Annotated in this window: 17 protein-coding genes; 7 read left to right on the top strand and 10 right to left on the bottom strand. The window is 55.8% G+C overall.

What is annotated here, in order from left to right; translation table 11 throughout:
- Positions 1–60 precede the first annotated feature (60 nt).
- Both ACFQDM_RS01835 and ACFQDM_RS01830 read right to left on the bottom strand, forming a co-directional pair.
- The gene (locus ACFQDM_RS01835) at positions 61–1,587 is read right to left on the bottom strand and encodes a RimK family protein (RefSeq protein WP_377374687.1); all 1,527 of its coding nucleotides are present in this window, start codon (positions 1,585–1,587) and stop codon (positions 61–63) included.
- A complete protein-coding gene (locus tag ACFQDM_RS01830) occupies positions 1,523–2,011 on the bottom strand; it encodes a GNAT family N-acetyltransferase (protein ID WP_377374685.1) in 489 nt (162 codons plus the stop codon). Before ACFQDM_RS01830 ends, ACFQDM_RS01835 begins: the two co-directional genes overlap by 65 nt.
- Positions 2,012–2,148: 137 nt before the next feature.
- On the opposite strand from ACFQDM_RS01830, the gene ACFQDM_RS01825 reads away from it, so the two are divergent.
- Complete coding sequence (locus ACFQDM_RS01825) at positions 2,149–3,003, top strand: hypothetical protein (RefSeq protein WP_377374684.1); 855 nt, start codon at positions 2,149–2,151, stop codon at positions 3,001–3,003.
- Here the strand turns inward: ACFQDM_RS01825 and ACFQDM_RS01820 are convergent.
- The 4 genes from ACFQDM_RS01820 to ACFQDM_RS01805 form a co-directional block, all read right to left on the bottom strand.
- Positions 2,986–3,501, bottom strand: a complete 516-nt coding sequence (locus ACFQDM_RS01820; RefSeq protein ID WP_377374682.1) for a SixA phosphatase family protein — start codon at positions 3,499–3,501, stop codon at positions 2,986–2,988. The genes ACFQDM_RS01825 and ACFQDM_RS01820 overlap by 18 nt on opposite strands.
- Positions 3,502–3,676: 175 nt before the next feature.
- Positions 3,677–4,117 carry a flagellar basal-body protein FlbY gene (locus ACFQDM_RS01815; protein WP_377374680.1) on the bottom strand — a complete coding sequence of 147 codons (441 nt, stop codon included), beginning with the start codon at positions 4,115–4,117 and terminating at the stop codon, positions 3,677–3,679.
- Positions 4,118–4,129: 12 nt separating this feature from the next.
- The gene (locus ACFQDM_RS01810; protein WP_377374678.1) at positions 4,130–4,447 is read right to left on the bottom strand and encodes a rod-binding protein; all 318 of its coding nucleotides are present in this window, start codon (positions 4,445–4,447) and stop codon (positions 4,130–4,132) included.
- Positions 4,447–5,559, bottom strand: a complete 1,113-nt coding sequence (locus ACFQDM_RS01805) for a flagellar basal body P-ring protein FlgI (RefSeq protein ID WP_377374676.1) — start codon at positions 5,557–5,559, stop codon at positions 4,447–4,449. The genes ACFQDM_RS01810 and ACFQDM_RS01805 overlap by 1 nt, the downstream gene beginning before the upstream one ends.
- Before the next feature lie 144 nt (positions 5,560–5,703).
- On the opposite strand from ACFQDM_RS01805, the gene ACFQDM_RS01800 reads away from it, so the two are divergent.
- The 3 genes from ACFQDM_RS01800 to ACFQDM_RS01790 all read left to right on the top strand — a co-directional run bounded on the left by ACFQDM_RS01800 (position 5,704) and on the right by ACFQDM_RS01790 (position 7,605).
- A complete protein-coding gene (locus tag ACFQDM_RS01800; RefSeq protein WP_377374675.1) occupies positions 5,704–6,126 on the top strand; it encodes a flagellar assembly protein FliX in 423 nt (140 codons plus the stop codon).
- A 111-nt stretch (positions 6,127–6,237) separates the two neighbouring features.
- Positions 6,238–6,654, top strand: a complete 417-nt coding sequence (dksA, locus tag ACFQDM_RS01795; RefSeq protein WP_377374674.1) for an RNA polymerase-binding protein DksA — start codon at positions 6,238–6,240, stop codon at positions 6,652–6,654.
- Between the two features lie 147 nt (positions 6,655–6,801).
- The gene (locus ACFQDM_RS01790; RefSeq protein ID WP_377374672.1) at positions 6,802–7,605 is read left to right on the top strand and encodes a thioesterase family protein; all 804 of its coding nucleotides are present in this window, start codon (positions 6,802–6,804) and stop codon (positions 7,603–7,605) included.
- A gap of 305 nt (positions 7,606–7,910) precedes the next feature.
- Here ACFQDM_RS01790 and flgH read toward each other — a convergent pair whose 3' ends face one another.
- Genes flgH through ACFQDM_RS01770 form a run of 4 tightly spaced genes read right to left on the bottom strand, consistent with a single transcriptional unit; the run spans position 7,911 to position 10,996 of the window.
- Positions 7,911–8,648, bottom strand: coding sequence for a flagellar basal body L-ring protein FlgH (gene flgH, locus ACFQDM_RS01785; RefSeq protein WP_377375376.1), 738 nt, complete (start codon positions 8,646–8,648; stop codon positions 7,911–7,913).
- Positions 8,649–8,677: 29 nt separating this feature from the next.
- Positions 8,678–9,433 carry a flagellar basal body P-ring formation chaperone FlgA gene (gene flgA, locus ACFQDM_RS01780; RefSeq protein ID WP_377374669.1) on the bottom strand — a complete coding sequence of 252 codons (756 nt, stop codon included), beginning with the start codon at positions 9,431–9,433 and terminating at the stop codon, positions 8,678–8,680.
- A 14-nt stretch (positions 9,434–9,447) separates the two neighbouring features.
- A complete protein-coding gene (gene flgG, locus ACFQDM_RS01775) occupies positions 9,448–10,233 on the bottom strand; it encodes a flagellar basal-body rod protein FlgG (protein ID WP_377374667.1) in 786 nt (261 codons plus the stop codon).
- Between the two features lie 25 nt (positions 10,234–10,258).
- Complete coding sequence (locus ACFQDM_RS01770) at positions 10,259–10,996, bottom strand: flagellar hook basal-body protein (protein ID WP_377374666.1); 738 nt, start codon at positions 10,994–10,996, stop codon at positions 10,259–10,261.
- A 184-nt stretch (positions 10,997–11,180) separates the two neighbouring features.
- On the opposite strand from ACFQDM_RS01770, the gene ACFQDM_RS01765 reads away from it, so the two are divergent.
- The 3 genes from ACFQDM_RS01765 to ACFQDM_RS01755 are packed head-to-tail and all read left to right on the top strand — an operon-like array spanning position 11,181 to position 13,338.
- Entirely contained in the window at positions 11,181–11,870 is a 690-nt protein-coding gene (locus ACFQDM_RS01765) for a flagellar basal body-associated FliL family protein (protein WP_377374663.1), read from the top strand.
- 5 nt (positions 11,871–11,875) lie between these two features.
- Positions 11,876–13,057 (top strand): flagellar motor switch protein FliM, encoded by a 1,182-nt coding sequence (gene fliM / locus ACFQDM_RS01760; RefSeq protein ID WP_377374661.1) that lies wholly within the window; start codon positions 11,876–11,878, stop codon positions 13,055–13,057.
- Entirely contained in the window at positions 13,057–13,338 is a 282-nt protein-coding gene (locus ACFQDM_RS01755) for a DUF6468 domain-containing protein (protein ID WP_377374659.1), read from the top strand. The genes fliM and ACFQDM_RS01755 overlap by 1 nt, the downstream gene beginning before the upstream one ends.
- Positions 13,339–13,340 lie beyond the last annotated feature (2 nt).

Below are 13,340 nucleotides of genomic sequence, written 5' to 3'. Positions count from 1 at the left end.
CTGTCGCTGGCATTCACGATGTAAAACCGCAGATGCAGGGCAGAAACACGAGCCGTCTGCTTACGCTTGAAACCCCAATCTTTGCTCCAGACGGTTTGAAAACCAGCTCAGGATCTTGCGCCACAGCTCGTCTTTCAGGATCTCGCCTTCGACGTCATAGTCCATGCTTGGGTTGTCGTTGATCTCGATCACGACGACGCCGTTTCCGGTATCTTTCAGATCGACACCATAAAGCCCGTTTCCGATCAGGCGTGCCGCTTTCACAGCCACATCGACCACCTCTTTTGGCGCATCCTCGATCGCGATGGTGAGGTGCTCACCTTCGGTCATTTTCCCGTCTGCACCATGCTTGACGATCTGCCAGTGCCCGCGTGCCATTTCATACTGGCAGGCATAGATCGGTTCGCCGCCAAGCACGCCAATGCGCCAGTCAAAGGCGGTCGGCATAAAGGATTGCGCGATGATCAGCGCCGTCTCGCGAAACATCTTTTCGGTGCCGGCTTTCATCTCGTCCAGCGTGTTGGCTTTTACCATATGCGCACCGAAGGAACCGTCCGGCGTTTTCAGAATGACAGGTGATCCCAGACGTTCGAAAACCGCTGCCAGGTTGGTCTTTTCATCGAGGATTTCGGTTGGCGGGATCGGCACGCCCGCATTCTCAAGGATTTCCTTCAGATAGACCTTGTTGGTGCAGCGGATCATGCTGGTCGTATCGTCAATCACCGGCATGCCTTCCTGTTCGGCACGTCTGGCAAAGCGATAGGTGAAATTGTCGATGCTGGTGGTCGCGCGAATGAACAGCGCATCAAATTCCGACAGGCTCGGCAGGTCACTCGGGTCGATCACCTCGACCTCAATCCCCATCTTGTCGGCCACATTGGCAAAACGCTTCATGGACGCCATGGACGATGGTGGGGTCTTTTCTTTCGGGTCCATCAGAATGGCCAGCGACCATTTGGCAGGTGTGCGCGACTTTTCCGCTTTCACGCGGCCAGCGGTATAGGCCTTCAGCGCATCGAGAAAGAAAGCCCGGCGCTCATCCTTCAGCTTGTGCGGTGGCACGGTCCGGATGCGGGCGATTTCGTCAGGCTGTTTCGGATCGAATTCGATTTCCAGTGCCGGTGTTCGAAACCAGTCAGAGACCTCGCGGGCGAGGCGCTCATATCCGGGTGTCTGGCATCTGGAAAAGGCGATGAAAATCTTGTCCGCGTGTTGTGCGCCTTTACTCCGACAGTCGCGCAGACGGGCGTTGAGCTCTGGCAGAGCATGCGCATAGAGTCCTTTCTGTGAGAGCTCCTTCATCGTCAGAATGCTTGGCGAGACGCGGTGGCCGCGCGCTTCGGCGAGCAGCGAGGCGTAATAGCCTTCCGATTGATACCCGTATGATCGCGCCAGATTCAGCACATAAGGTCGGCGGCCGGAAAAAAGTTTTGGATTGCTGAGATAGTCTGCAATGCGCATGACCTTGTGCGGCGTTTCCGCCTGGCCGATATCGCTCAGCGACTCGACGAGAATGAGCCAGTCACTCATGAGTGGACGATTGCCTTTGGCAAAGAGATAGCTCCAGAATGAGGGCGGTTTCGCCATCATCATAATAGGATGGTTTTTTGCCGATTACGCAGAAACCAGAGCGTTCGTAAAGCGAAATTGCACGTGCATTCGATGCGCGTACTTCCAGCCGGAGCCGGTCACAGTTTCGCGCGCCTGCGGCAAGGATACTCGCCTGCAAAAGCGCCTGACCAATGCCGCGCCCGGTTGCTGTCGGCAGAACCGAAATCGAATAGATCCGGGCGATGCGCAGTCCTTTGCGAAACAGAAGAACGAGGCCGCCCAGCACCTCGCTGTCTTCGAACAGAAGCACATCCACTGACGGGCTATGCAACTGGCGCAGCAGATTGCGCCGTGTGACGCGGTCGCTTTCCGGAAAGCTTTCTTCAAGGCGCAGAAGCGCGTTCAGATCTTGCGGACCTGCACGACGGATGTGCGGACTGAGCGCGGGAAAGGTCGTCATTTTCAGCGCGTCAAATACACCTGATTTTCGCAACTGTCATCTGACTGTTAAAGCCCTCTTCACTTGGCTGGGTATTGGCTTAGGCTTGGCGAAAACGAAGCGCGCCGGGCGTTTCGCGTAATTTCCGGGGTGACGACATGCTGCAACGATTAATGGCTGTGATGGCGGGTGTGTGTCTGCTCTCCGTGCCAGCCATGGCCGAGGTTTCATTCGACGCAGGCGATGCCGAGACAGACGCGCTGGTGAAGGCCTGTTTCGAGCAGGACGGGGTGGACTTCCTGCCGGATACCGATGTGATTTGCTATAATGCGGCGATCTTTCCCGAAGAGTTTCTCAAGCTGAATGAACTGGGACCGGCAAGCCGCATCATCATCACCAGTCCGGGCGGGAATGTCGCGACCGCGCGTGGCATGAGCGGCATTCTGGACCGGCGCGCTGAGCCGGTGGTGATTGCGGGCCCCTGCATGTCGGCCTGCGCGATGGTCATTCTGCCGGGGCTTGATGCCGTCCGCATTCATCACACCGCGCATATTGCCGTGCATGGCATCGTGATGATGCCTTTCAAGCGCTGGTATGGCTGGCTGAAGGACGACGAAGCGCCATCAACGATTGCCACCCTGCAGGCCCAGATGGGCTATAATTTCGGGTTCATGACGCATTCGAGTGGCACTATGCACATGCGCGCACATATGGCGGATCAGGGCATTGATATCGGCTATATCGACGACATCTCCGATCAGATGGAGGAGGATGCGCGCAAATTCACAACCTGCCGCGTCGATCCCAATGAATATTGGGGCATGGTGAGCGCCGAGCACCTGAAAAAATACATGGGCTCACGCATCACCCAGATGGAGTCGTTTGCCTCCAGTTGGGATGATCCGCTGAACAAGCCATATCAGCATATCGGCACGCCGATTGGTGAACGGACATATATTTTTCAGGGAGCCTATGACGCTGAGTGTGAAGATGGATCAGTGTCGAATGGTTGATGGGACCAGGAACTCGGTCAGTTCAAAATTATAGACGTTGAACGGGTCGTCTTCTTTGGCCTCGAAAACGGCGATGCCGGCCGTCGGAAACTTGATCCTTAGACGGGTCATGGCATCGTCATTGCGCGATCCGCCGTTTTCCGCCAGCTGCATCGCCAGATCATGCATGCCCGGATTGTGTCCGATCACCACGACGCAGGCTGTGTCAGGCTGCTTTTCAATCGCCGCGATGATCTCTTCCGGGTCTGCCAGATAGAGCATGTCATCAATCTTGTACGGGACGTCCGGATAAGCGGTTTTGAGCTGGTTCCAGGTTTCGCGCGTCCGACGCGCCGTCGAGAGCAGAACAAGTGTCGGCTCAATACCCAGATTTTTCATCTCGTAAGACATTAGCTGAGCATCGTCATGCCCGCGCTCGGTGAGGCTGCGGGTTTCGTCTGAACCGCTTTCGGAAAAGGGCTCGGTCTTCGCATGTCGAAATAGGATCAGCTGACGCATGAAGCTCTTCTAAAGCGGTTTTAACGGAGGAGGGAATGAATTTTTTTATTCCCGAGGCGAGATCGCGCAAAAAGAGAGCAAAAACATCACGACCGCAAGAGTGCGTCCGTGTTTTCTTCCTGGCGCTGCGAAACTTGTTCATTCCGTCAGCGGTAGAGACAGTTTGTCTGAAAAATCAGGCCTTTGCGTTCACGGCAATGCCTGCCGCGCGTGCGTCGCCCAATTGACCGCGTGCGCCATAGCCGCGCGGACCATGCGTTTCATTGGCCACTTCGCGAGCAATGGATTCAACAAGGCCTTCGGTGACTTCACGCATGGCTGCGAGCGCTGTTCCATGTTCGGCCAGCACTTCCTGAAAGCGGCGCGTGGCTTCGAAAAGCGATTTGCGCAGGTCGCGAGGCACAGGCACCAGCTGGTCCGGATTGCGCGACAGATCTGTCATTTCCAGGCGATAGGTATGTGCCAGACGCTCTTTTTCTTCCCAGTCTGCAGACGAGGCATCGAGCTTGCGGGCCTTCAGAGCCTGGGTTTCAGCAACCATGAGATCGGTCAGACGACGGGTCAGACCAATCAGCTGGTTCAGCCGGTCTTCCATGTCTTTTGCTGCAATGCTCATAACTGCCTCCCTCTAGGTATCTGTGGGCGTACCGAGCCCCTGCATGCGCAGGATTTCCGTGTAAATCTGATCCGAAATGCCAACGCCGCCCTGACGTGACATTTCCTTTGCGTATTCATCCACCAGCATCGGACGAAAGGCCCGCTCGGCAGCGCCGCCGCCCATCGGGCCGTCCGTGTCCAGCGCCTCAAACATCGGTGCCAGCATCTGAGCGAGGAACATGGCCTCAAACTCGTCCGCAACTTTGCGCGCGGCTTCTTCGGTCTTGATCAGCTTCAGATTGGGCGTATCGCCCATGGGCTGAAGATTGAGGGCTGACAGTTCATCCATCACATCACCTCTATATCGGCTTGCAGGGCACCTGCTGCCTTCAGGGCTTGCAGGATTGAAATCATGTCGCGCGGTGTAACACCGAGCGCGTTCAGGCCATCGACCAGATCTTTCAGCGGGACGCCGCCATTCAGCACGGCAAGGCCGGTGCCATCTTCCAGCACTTCCACACCGCTTTGCGGAACGACCGCGGTCACACCATCAGAGAATGGCGCGGGTTGGCTGACGGCTGGCTGTTCTGAAATCTGAATGGTCAGATTGCCCTGCGCGATGGCCACGGTTGAGACCTGTACGTCTTCGCCCATCACAATCACGCCGGAGGCTTCGTCGATGACGATGCGCGCTGGCTGGTCTGGTTCGACCACCAGGCCCTCAATCTCCGTGATCAGGCTGGTCATGCTGAAATTGGTCGGGCGGACAATTCGCACGGTCGCAGAATCAAGCGCCGTCGCAATCGGGGCGCCGATATAGGCGTTCACGGCTTCGGCAACCCGGCGAGCCGTGGTGAAATCTGGGTTGCGCAGAGCCAGGCGCAGCTCTTTCTGGCCGGAAAGGTCAAAGCCGATTTCCTTTTCCACGAGCGCGCCGTTTGGTATGCGGCCAATCGTTGGGACATTGCGGATCACAGACGTGCCGCTATCGCCGTTCGCGGCAAAACCACCCGCAGCAACGGGGCCCTGAGCCACCGCATAGACCTGACCATCTGCGCCAACAAGCGGGGTGACGAGCAGAATGCCGCCGGAAAGCGATTTGGCATCACCCATGCTGGACGCGCTGACATCAATGCGTGAGCCGGACGTCGCAAAGGGAGGCAGATTGGCGGTGACCATAACGGCCGCAACGTTTTTCGTATTGAGATTCTGATCGCGCGTATTCACGCCAAGCCGCTCGAGCATGGCTTCCAGGCTCTGGCGCGTAAATGGCGAGTTTCTCAGCGAGTCGCCCGTGCCATTCAGGCCCACAACGAGGCCATAACCGATCAGTTGGTTCTCCCGGACGCCTTCGACATCGACAATGTCTTTCAGGCGCGAGGCCGCGTCTGCACCTGGCGCTTGCAAGCAGCCTGCAAATACGGCAATTGCCATCATAGCGGTTCGTAAAGTGGATCGCATGTTGGTCAAACCTTCGAAACTCATGCGATAAAATTAGCTGAGCGGAGCGAAGAAAGAGTTAACGTCTCTTTCACACCGTTAACGACATAATGTTTGCAGAAACTGGGCTGTATTCGTGTGAAAATGGCTCAGGAGAGAGTTGGAATGCGCGTCGACAAATCCAGATCAGCCTCATCTGTTTCCGGTAGCCGAAAAGCCTCGTCTGTAGGAGACGGCGCCGCGTTTGCGGATGCGTTGAAAGGCGCAGCCAGCACGACGTCTGTTGCGACGACAAGCTCGCTTTCAAATGTGAACTCTGTTGCAGCATTGATGGCGCTTCAGGGGGCAGAGGACCCGACAGAGCGAAAAAAACGCGCTGAACGCCGTGGTCGCCAGATGCTCGATGGACTCGATTCGCTGAAGCTGGATCTGCTTGAAGGGCGCGATCCGGAAAACACACTTCAAAGGTTAAAATCTTACATAAAATCAACGCGCGAGGATAGCGGAGCGGCTGAACTTGAATCGCTGATAGACCAGATTGAGCTGAGAGTAGAAGTCGAGCTGGCAAAACTTGAGAAAAACGCCTGAAAAAAAGTATATTCAAATCAAGGTGTTTTTTAGATCAATTCACACATTGAATAGCTGGGATGAGGCATATATAAGACGGGCCAAATTCACGTGGCGTGAGTGGAGTCTCGTATGAGTGCGATCGACCTTGAAGGTTATAAGCCTTCACCAAAAGAAGAGTTCATGAATGAACGCCAGCTGGCGTACTTCAAGAAGAAACTTCAGGACTGGAAGAGTGATATTCTCGACGGTTCCAAAACCACTATCGGCAATTTGCAGGAAGATACCAATTCTCTGCCGGACATCGTAGACCGTGCCTCTGCGGAGAGCGACAAAGCGCTTGAGCTTCGAACGCGTGACCGTCAACGCAAACTGATTTCCAAGATCGATGCCGCTCTGCGCCGGATCGACGATGGCACATATGGCTATTGCGAAATGACCGGTGAGCCGATTGCGCTCGGTCGTCTGGAAGCGCGTCCAACTGCAACGCTCAGCCTGGAAGCACAGGAAGCGCATGAGCGTAACGAGCGGACTGTTCGCGACGATTAGTCTGCGCTGAAAAGTAAAAGAATTTGATGAAAACCCGCTTTTCCGAAAGCGGGTTTTTTCGTTTTCAGTCCTGACATTCGCGATAGCGCACTCTACGAATGCTTACGGATTCAGGAAAGCTCAGGAAAGCTCAGGAGGGCGCTGGTCTTGATTACATTTGACGAACTGATTGCCTCATTTGCCGATCATCAGAACGGTGTCCATAAAGCCGTTGCCCCGCAGGAATGGTCGCAGGGCCGTACGCTTTACGGCGGCATGTCCGCTGCGCTCTGTCAGGTGGCCGCGCGTCAGATCGTTGGCGCCGAGACGCCCTTACGAGCTGCGCAATTCTGTTTTGTCGGGCCTGCGGGCGGAAACCTCACAGGCGACGCCGAGCTTCTGCGTCGGGGCAAATCAACCGCCATTGTCGAGGCGACGCTGCGAACAGAGCAGGGCATCGGGACCCGTGCCATCCTGTCTTATGGCAAGAGCCGGGAAAGCCGCATTGCTCAGGATACGCTGAAAATGCCGGATGTCCCGCCGCCATCTGACTGTCCCTGGCTTTGGGGCAAAGAGCCGAGCCGCGAAAACATTACGAGCTTTCCGGCAAATTTCGACTCCCGGCGCGCAGGCGGTCATATGCCCTTGAGCGAACAGGCCGATGGTGAGCTTCTTGTCTGGGTGCGTCACCACCGGTCCGCTGAGTCTGATCAGACCGCGGCGCTTCTTGCATTGGGAGACGTGCTGCCACCGGCATGTGTCACCATGTTCGCAGAATGGGCGCCGATCAGCACTATGACATGGTCGATGGAAATTCTGGCAGATAACATTGAGGTAAAGGACCGCTGGTTTCTGTTCAAATCCGTCGCGGAGCACACGACGGACGGATATTCCAGCCAGGCCATGTATCTGTGGGATGAAGCCGGAAATCCGGTCATTGCGGCCCGTCAGAACGTGACAATTTTCGTGTAGAAAACCCCTGAATGTATTTGCGGCGATCCCTCAGGACCGCCGCTTTATACACCCAACGCTCGGCGTTGCCCGCCAGCAGAGAGACACTAGCTCAAGAAAGAAAACGGGGGGTTACCATAAAGTTTTCAAATCCTTACCGAACATGATTACTTTACTGAATTCTGTTAACCTTGATAAATATTCTATCCTGAATAGATCTCTTCTGCTTTTGGATTCTGCCTCAGAAGTTGATGATTCTGAAAAAGTAAAAACCCGCCTCTGAGAGGCGGGTAATATTTCGTTTTTATTTGATGCTTTACTTGCCGTCAGAAAGGCAGAATGCGCTCAGCGACACGTTGCCCATAGCGTGGACGCTGAATGACAGAGAGGTCACCGCGACCGCCATATGATATCCGTGCTTCAGCCATTTGCGTGTGCGCGATCGTATTGTTGGCAGAGATATCAGCCGGGCGGATAATGCCGGAAACGATCAGTTCGCGAACTTCTGCATTCACTTTCACTTCCTGGCTGCCAGCAATCACGAAATTGCCATTCGGCAGAACGTCTGTAATCACGGCAGCAACCGTCAGGCTGATATTCTCCTGCCGGTTTACTGAGCCAATGCCCTGAGAGGATGTGTCAGACGATGCGCCTAGGCCTGTTCCAAGAGAGCCCGCACCTGGCAGAGCGCGCTCAAGTGGCGCTTCAAGACCGAACAGGCCGTCAATGGACGCGCTTTGGTTTCCGGTGCGGCTGGTCGACGTGCTGTTGCTGAGCGATGCCGTGTCTGTGATATCGATTTCGACAGTCAGAATGTCACCGATCGTGCTTGCGCGCTGATCCTTGAAAAAGCTGCGAGCGCCTGTCCGCCAGAGCGAATTGGGCGACTGATCCTGCGGCAGGGCGGCCGGAAGCGGCGTGCTGACCGGCACCAGACCTGTGATGCGTTGCGGGTTCTGGATCGGTGTGAGCTCAGGCGAACCCATGGACTCCGATACGGTGGAGCAGGCTGCGAGGCTGAATACCAGGGCACTCATACCGACAAGGCTTTGGATCTTCTTCATCATGATGAGGTCACTTGCTCTGAGTTTGGTTAACCGACGCGCGCTTCGCCAGGGGCGTAGGCGACGGCATCCATTGTCCGTTTGGATTGAAGATTGATGACGCGAACCGGTTCGCCTTTGGCGGCATCGTTGAGCGCTTTTGCGCCAACCGTGAGTTTCAGGGCACCGGTCTGAAAGACCAGCTGAACCTGCTCACCCTTGCGAACAACCGAGACCGGTTTGATGTCGCGCTCTGCCAGAAACTGGCCAGCACGCAGGGTGCGTGTCGCTTCGGTGTTGTAGAGCAGGGAAGGGTCCTCGATCAGGCCGCGGATACGGCGGCGCTCATCGGGTGCTTCGAAAGAGACCATGTCCGGTGTGATCGGCTCGCCGCGCTGGACGGTTTCAGCGAGGACGGGCACCAGACCATCGCGCGCGGATGGCATGGCGTTACGCGTTGTCGTCTGATAGCTCGCTGGTGTCTGATATGGGGTGTCCGCGGTTTGCGATGGCATGATGGCCGCTTCGCGTTTCACCCAGATCTCTCCTTCCGGCAGATCGACCGGATATCCGGCAGCGCGTGCCTGTGCCTCGATAAAGGCAGTTGAGAGCGGCATGCGCTGGCCAGGCTGCGGAGAGGCAGCAATCGGCTTGGCGGCGGGCTGACCTGACACAGGCGCAACATCGCCGAGCCGGACCCATTCGCCGCGAATGGTGATATCGCTGGCAAGTGCAGGCGCTGTGAGCGCGCCGCAGCACACAGCCAGACCGAGGGCGGTGGTTCGGATGAGTTTCGTCAATGTCATGTCGGCTTACCTAACTATCGGAGCTGACTGGTCACGCCGAGCATTTCGTCACTCGTGGTAATGACCTTGGAATTCATTTCGTATGCGCGCTGAGCGAGGATCAGAGAGCTGATCTCGTTGACCGCGTTGACGTTGGAGTTTTCCAGATATCCCTGCAGCACAGTGCCGAAACCAATCGCACCAGGCGTGGCGAGGTTGGCGACACCGGAAGCCGGGCTTTCAAGGAACAGATTGTCACCAACGGCGTCGAGACCGGCCGGGTTGATGAAGCGTGCCATGTCGATCTGGCCGAGTTGCTGATATTCAACCTGACCGGCGAGGCGTGCCTGAACCATGCCAACCGAGCTGATCGTCACATCAACAGCTTCTTCCGGTACGGCGATGCCGGGGGAAACCACAAAGCCTTCATCCGTTACGATCTGCCCGTCCGGGCCAACCTGGAAGTTGCCCGCGCGTGTGTAGGATTCTGTGCCATCCGGCATCTGAATGACGAAATAGCCGTCACCCTGAATGGCCAGATCATAGGTGTTGTTCGTCTGGCTGACATTGCCCTGTTCGGTGACGCGGTAAACGGCGCCGGTTTTGACACCCGTACCCACCTGAACACCGGTCGGGACAATATTGTCACCGTCAGACGAGTTCACACCCATACGCTCCACATTCATGTAGAGCAGATCCTGAAACTCGGCACGCTGGCGTTTGAAGCCCGTCGTGTTCATGTTCGCAATGTTGTTCGAGATTACCTCAACATTGAGCTGTTGAGCCAACATCCCCGTCGCGGCTGTGCTGAGAGATCGCATGAGCCTATCCTGTTTTCTTGTTCAGCTATTGGGCGCTGCCCAGTTTGCTAATGGCGTTTTTGCGAAGTTCGTCTGCGTCTTTTACGAGACTACTCGCTGAGGTGTAGGCCCGGGAAATTTCGATCATCCGGGTAATTTCAAGGACAGCATTTACATTTGACTGTTCAACAAATCCTTGACGGACATTCGGAGTTTCAACGTCCAGGGGTTCCTGGTCTCCTGGTGTCCAGAGATTGTTTCCGGTCTTTTCAAGCGCACCTGGCGTTTCAAAACCGTAAATTCCAAGCTGGCCAATTTCGACCGCGCCCTGACGGACAAAGCCGCCTTCGGAAATCTGTGGTGGACCGCCTTCCGGGTCGAACACCATTTCATTGCCCGCATTGTCGAGCACGAAAGCGCCTTCGCTTGTGACAAGCCGGCTGAGGTTATCGAGCTTGAACTGACCGTCACGTGTGTAGAACACATCTTCACCGACGCGCACGGCAAAGAAGGCGTTTGCTTCTTCAAGGCCCACATCAAGGTCACCACCGGTCAGTTTCAGCGTGCCCGCGCGCATATCGCGCTGCATGGCGTTGATATCGGTAAAGCGGACATCATTGGGAATGTCATTCGCACGGGCCGGGCGCTCGATCACCAGATCGTTCATGGCGACTTCGGTCTTGAACGCCGCGGTGTTCATATTGGCCAGATTGTTCGCAACGATATCCATCCGCTGGCGCAGGGATCGCTGCAAATTCAGGCCGACAAGAAGCGCGTGATCCATAAAGGTACCGTGAAAGTCAGAGTTGCGTTTCCCTAAGCATAAGCCATGCCAAGGTTAACGCTTCGTTCGATCTGAGAAACTCGGTGTTTACTGTGTTTTCTGTCGGCAAAAACTGCCCATCTCCACGCTTCCTTAACGAAGATGGGTCAATTTTACCGGGTCAAACTTGCAAGGTGACATAAGAATGAGTGACCAAACGGATGTTGAGCCAGAGGTCGAAGACGTTTCGACAGACGGGCTTGAAACCGAAAATGAAGCGCCTGCAAAGAAGAAACTTGCGGGCAAAACGCTGGTATTATTCATCATATTACCCGCGTTATTGCTGCTTGTTGGCGGTGGTGGCGCAACCATGATGCTGCTCGGTGGTGGCAAGGCAGATGCTGCTGAACCGCCGAAAGCTGATTCGCATGGCAGTGATGATGGTCATGGTGATTCGAAAGATTCCCATGGCGAAGATGATTCGCACGGCGGTGATGATGATCATGGTGAAACTGACAGCCATGGCGGCGTAAAGAAAGCTGAGCAAAGCGCTGGCAATGGCGCTGTCATTCAGATCGGTGAGCCGGGAAATCCGTCTTTCTATACCATGCCGAAAATTCTGGTGACGGTGAGCAATGGCAATGGCCGACGCTCACAGCTTCTTCTCAAGCTGACACTGGAAGCCAATGATCCGGCTGTGTTCGACAAGGTTGATTCCGTTCTGCCACGTATCTCTGACCAGTTTCAGATGTTCCTGCGTGAAATGCGTGTGGATGACCTCAGCGGATCTTCAGGTGACTATCGCATTCGCCGTGAGCTTCTGCGCCGCGTGAATCTGAGCCTTTACCCACAGGCGGTCGACGCCGTTCTGATCGAAGAATTTATTGTGCAGTAAAAGACATGTCTGACGCTGATAAGACCGACGAAGAACTGGCCGCAGAATGGGCCGCTGAACTCGAAGCCGACACCGCAGGTGGCGACGACGATGATTTTGGTGGTGATGATTTTGCGGCCGAATGGGAAGCTTCTCTTGCCAATGAGGAAGAAGAGTCGCGGACCAATATCACGTCGGCTGCCGTCATCGGAAACGGGCCGGGTACCGAACGCATTCTCAACCAGGATGAGATCGACAGCCTGCTCGGCTTTTCGCTGGATGATGATGACGAAGATGACCAGTCGGGCATCCGCGCCATCATCAACTCGGCGATGGTCTCTTATGAACGTCTGCCGATGCTGGAGGTCGTGTTCGACCGTCTGGTCCGTCTGCTCACGACATCTCTTCGCAATTTCACGTCAGATAACGTCGAGGTCTCTCTCGACGCCATCACATCCATTCGCTTTGGCGATTACCTGAACTCCATCCCACTACCAGCCATTCTGGCAGTGTTCCGCGCGCAACAGCTCGATAACTTCGGTCTTCTGACGGTCGACTCCAACCTGATCTATTCGATTGTGGACGTGCTGCTTGGTGGTCGTCGCGGTACGGTCGCCATGCGTATTGAAGGTCGTCCTTACACAACGATTGAACGCTCGCTGGTAACGCGTCTGGTCGAAGTTATTCTGACTGACGCAAAACAGGCCTTTGCACCTCTGACAGATGTCGATTTCGAACTCGACCGGATTGAGACCAACCCGCGCTTTGCGGCGATTGCCCGTCCGGCCAACGCGGCCATTCTGGTCAAGCTGCGCATCGACATGGAAGATCGCGGCGGCCGCGCCGAACTGCTTCTGCCTTATGCGACGCTCGAACCGATCCGTAAGATGCTTCTGCAGAACTTCATGGGTGAGAAGTTCGGTCGCGACAATATCTGGGAAGGCCACCTTGCCAGCGAACTCTGGGCTGCCAAACTCGACATTCAGGCTGTGCTGGACGAAATGCGACTGCCGCTGAAACAGCTGCTCGAGCTGGAAGTCGGCGACACGCTGTTCCTGAATGCCACCCCCAATTCCAAGGTTCAGATCCGCTGCGGTGACATCAGTCTCACAGACGGCCGCGTCGGGCGCCTCGGCCAGAAAGTGGCCGTCCGGATCGAAAATCCGATCTCTGATCGCGCCCGAAGCACGCTGCTGGAGGAACACTGATGGGATATGGGATGATCATCGAAGGTGTTTTGGCAGTGCTGCTCCTGTTAACCGTAATCTATTGCTGGCGGCTGGATCAGCGCCTGAACGCGCTGCGCAAAGGCAATGACGGCATGATCGCCGCAGCCAAAGAGCTCGCCGAAACCATCCATCAGGCGGAAATCGCCATTCAGGGGCTGCGCCAGTCAGCCACCGACACGGGACGTGAGCTGCAGTCCCGGATCGATGAGGCGCGCTCGGTCAGTAACAATCTGCCGCGCGGTGGACGCAGAGGATACTAGCA

Origin of the sequence: Ponticaulis profundi (assembly GCF_042659465.1) — a bacterium.
Classification (GTDB): domain Bacteria; phylum Pseudomonadota; class Alphaproteobacteria; order Caulobacterales; family Hyphomonadaceae; genus Ponticaulis; species Ponticaulis profundi.
This window is presented reverse-complemented; position numbering and strand designations above follow the sequence as displayed.